The 3459-nt window shown below is 40.6% G+C and carries 5 protein-coding genes; 3 read left to right on the top strand and 2 right to left on the bottom strand.

All coding sequences use genetic code 11. The features are described 5' to 3' along the window. Positions 1–40: 40 nt before the first annotated feature. On the bottom strand, positions 41–988 hold the full coding sequence (locus tag VNZ46_RS14575) for a hypothetical protein (protein WP_325560812.1): 948 nt from the start codon (positions 986–988) through the stop codon (positions 41–43). 382 nt (positions 989–1370) lie between these two features. Between VNZ46_RS14575 and VNZ46_RS14570 the strand changes: the two genes are divergently transcribed. Next, entirely contained in the window at positions 1371–1619 is a 249-nt protein-coding gene (locus VNZ46_RS14570) for a DUF6364 family protein (protein WP_325560811.1), read from the top strand. Continuing rightward, a complete protein-coding gene (locus tag VNZ46_RS14565) occupies positions 1616–2029 on the top strand; it encodes a PIN domain-containing protein (protein ID WP_325560810.1) in 414 nt (137 codons plus the stop codon). The genes VNZ46_RS14570 and VNZ46_RS14565 overlap by 4 nt, the downstream gene beginning before the upstream one ends. 107 nt (positions 2030–2136) lie before the next feature. On the opposite strand, the gene VNZ46_RS14560 is transcribed toward VNZ46_RS14565, so the two are convergent. Further along, on the bottom strand, positions 2137–2742 hold the full coding sequence (locus tag VNZ46_RS14560) for a DinB family protein (protein ID WP_325560809.1): 606 nt from the start codon (positions 2740–2742) through the stop codon (positions 2137–2139). Between the two features lie 405 nt (positions 2743–3147). Between VNZ46_RS14560 and VNZ46_RS14555 the strand changes: the two genes are divergently transcribed. Next, positions 3148–3459: DUF4386 domain-containing protein (locus VNZ46_RS14555; protein ID WP_325560808.1), on the top strand; the 312-nt coding region annotated here is incomplete at its 3' end.

Raw genomic sequence — 3459 nt, 5'->3', positions numbered from 1 at the left:
TTTATCCTTCTAAGCTGACGTCTTCCAATACTCGCGCTATTTAAAACATCATAATCGGACAAACAGCATGGAGATCCGATTTTGGTCCGTGGCCTACAGTTCCATCAGCAAAATTTTGCCAATAGGCGTCAGTACTATCATATTGACTGGAGCTCCAGTAAATGATCGGTTTCAATTTTAAAATATCGGTGTGTGCTCCGGGAGCCCCGGGTCCTGCATAGAGATAAAGCTGATTCAATTCGTCCTTTGAAGGAAGATATCCCTGTCCACTATATCCAACATCATTAAACGCCGGCACACAATAAGCAGCCGCACTCTTCGGAGATGGTGGTTCGAAAAGCTGCTGATAAACAATGTTCGAGGTATTGTAAGCTCCTGATTGAATAATGGTATCCATTCCCCAAAATAAAATATTCTGTCCGCTGGCGTCCCAGGGCTTGGCATTAAAATTACTATCCTGTCCAAGATAAGCTAAGAATCCGTGCCGGGCATTTGGATCATAAGTTGCGTCTCCCGGCTTCAAAAAATAAAACACCAGCCTGCCCTCATAAACGCTGCCAATCACCACGTCTTCAAAAGTAATGGTGGTGGTAAAATTCTTTTGCGCTCCATAGTTGGTTCCATTGGCATTAGTTGCATATTCCCTTACATAGTAAGTCGTTTTTGGAAGAAGACCGCTCATTACCATGGAGTAACCACCTATATTATTACCAATATCCGTTTTGGTGTTTAGATCAACTGTCGGATCCGGTGCTGTATTCCATACAATACCTCTCGCTGTAATCGGAGAGACCTGTGGACTGCTGATCCATGCAACATCTGCATCAGCACTGGTTGAATCAACATTATAAATTCTGGTCAATGAAGAATCTGGCAAAACGGGCCCTCCGACTATGACCGGAGGATTTGTTGTATTGTTTGTAACAACTGATTTCTGGCAGCTGTTTAACAATAAGACCATCAGAAATATGCCGGTTATTTCTCTCATTTGGTTAATTAAAAGGGTAGATTTTGATAAGCCGGCTCCCTTCTTTATTCAACGTTCCATTGAGGGATTAATTGTTAAACTTACAAATCAATTCATTAAAGAGATTGTGGGATCGTTTTCCCAATGCCGAACCATTTGGTTTTACTGGATTACGAACATGTGACCGATGCAGGCCGTGAGGTATAGTTCCGAGCAAGTGAGCATGCTCTCAAAGAACGCGTAAACAAAGGCTGGGAAGACCGGATTCTGATCAGTGTGTTGGTGGGCCCATGAATTGATGAACCGTCTTCTGATTATTTTATAAGACCTCGCAGGGAATAAAAATGTGAATTCATTTTGAAAACAAAATTGTCATACGTATCTTTATAAAATAAACATACGTATGACAACAAAGCTTACGCTAGGCATTGATGACCAGGTTATTGAATCGGCAAAAAAGTACGCTAAGGGGAAAGGGAAAAGCCTTTCAGGAATTGTTGAAAATTATTTGAAATCCATCTCAAACACTAAATCTGGTGCTCGCGAAATTTCTCCAAGGATAAAAAAGTTGATGGGCAGCATCCATTTGCCAAAAAACTTCGATTATAAATCTGAGCTGGGAAAGGAAATGAGTAAAAAGTACTCCAAATGAAAAGTTTTTTTTTGGATACCAATGTCATCATTGATTTTCTGGCTGACAGAAAGCCGTTTGCAGAGGCAGCTGGTCATCTTTTTTCATTCGCACTTGAAAAAAAATTGAAAATTTATTGTTCTGCAATTTCTTTTATTAATATTTACTATCTCATGAGGCAAACTAATACACATTCCACAACGGTTGGACTATTAGATGAGATATTTGAAATGACTGAAATTATTTCGGTGGGTGAAAAAATTATGAGTCAATCTTTGAAATCTGACTTCCGGGACTTCGAAGGTGCGATTCAATATTATTGTGCACAGAGTATTGTTGGAATGGACGGTATAATAACTCGCAATACAAAGGATTTTAAGAAAAGTCGCCTTCCTGTTTTAAGTCCATCAGAGGCACTTGCTTTGTTTTGAAATTTATACATCAATCTTACAACGGAATACAGTAAGTAATCTTACTCTATGGAACGATGACTTTAATCTTGGGAAAACCGGATTTTCGCAAACTATGAGAAAACCGCTCAGAACAATCTCTCGTTAGGTGGCTTGATGCCCACCAGGCGGATATAGATCGTGGTCTGACCGCGGTGGTGGGTCTGGTGCTCGAGTGCCTTGAGCAGCCACGCATAGCGGGTGTCTGTGATATTGCGCATGCCCGTGATCTCGCCATATTTGCCTGGATCCAATCTTTGTATATACTGAAGGGCAATGTCGTAGCTTTTACTTACATAATATACGACGGAATCCTTGCCCTGCGCGGTGGGGCTATTTTCGAGCCATCCGTCGGGCCAATCGATTTTTTCACCATCATGCCAGTTGAACTTTTGGCCCGGCACCCAGTCTATCTTTTTACCAGTGGCGACCATGTTCAGGAAGACATTATCCCAGGCGAGGTGCAGCATCTGCTGAGCGAAGCTGCGGATACTGTCGACTGGCCTGAAGGAATATTTGTCGGCCGGCATCGTGTTGAGGTAGTCAAGTGTGTAGACTTTCGCCCGTTGCCAATCCTTGATGAATTGCGCCTTGATCTGATCACCTGTGATGACCTGGGCAGATGCGATAGTGGTCAGGCCTGTGAAGGTGACGAGGGCGAAATAAGTGACTAATTTTTTTAAAGGGTGACTCATGGCAGTAGTGTTTAACATAAATGTACCCTGATTTTTAATAGTTAACATGTAAAGAAACACTCGCTTAATTTACTAAATAGCTGGTACACTTTAAGCTGACAATTTGCAGATGCTTTCAGAACAGTAACTTAGAGTAGTTATATAAAATCCGATGAAACATTATTGATACTCTTTGAACAATTAAAAATTGGAGAAATCTAATCGCTAATGGTCCGGAAATCGGGGGAGATTACAGTCGCGGTCAATTTATGATTACATCGATAAATCAACGGGATTTTTATTACTTGCCCCTTATGGGGAACTAGCTGACTATCTGTTCTAATTGTCATATCTTTTACAAAAAGAGAAATATTAAGATTTAAATTGGTGTTCATTGGTTGATAAATTATAATACTATTAATAAAAATGGAAAATCAAACCAGTATTCCAACACAATCTAAAGCAGCAAGATTGGCGGGCCTATTATACCTGGTTGCAATGGCTACCGGCCTCTTCGCTGAATTTTATGTACACTTCCCTTCGACTCTCATTATAAGCGGAGATGTTGCAAAAACATCGAGTAATATCATGGCTAATGAACAACTTTACCGTATCGGTATTGCCAACAATTTAATCACCTTTGCTATTGATGTGGTACTTATCTGGGCACTTTATGTATTACTCAAACCTGTAAACAGAAATCTTGCCCTACTTGCCGTTTTTTTCAGACTGGTAGAG

This window comes from Pedobacter sp. (genome assembly GCF_035566355.1).
Lineage (GTDB): Bacteria > Bacteroidota > Bacteroidia > Sphingobacteriales > Sphingobacteriaceae > Pedobacter.
The sequence above is the reverse complement of the archived record's forward strand: the minus strand, read 5'-3'. Positions and strand labels throughout refer to the sequence as shown.

Bases quoted from the DNA above. Each gene is read 5' to 3' on its own strand.
- VNZ46_RS14575 (WP_325560812.1), bottom strand. From the start codon at position 988: ATGAGAGAAATAACCGGCATATTTCTGATGGTCTTATTGTTAAACAGC.
- VNZ46_RS14570 (WP_325560811.1), top strand. From the start codon at position 1,371: ATGACAACAAAGCTTACGCTAGGCATTGATGACCAGGTTATTGAATCG.
- VNZ46_RS14565 (WP_325560810.1), top strand. From the start codon at position 1,616: ATGAAAAGTTTTTTTTTGGATACCAATGTCATCATTGATTTTCTGGCT.
- VNZ46_RS14560 (WP_325560809.1), bottom strand. From the start codon at position 2,742: ATGAGTCACCCTTTAAAAAAATTAGTCACTTATTTCGCCCTCGTCACC.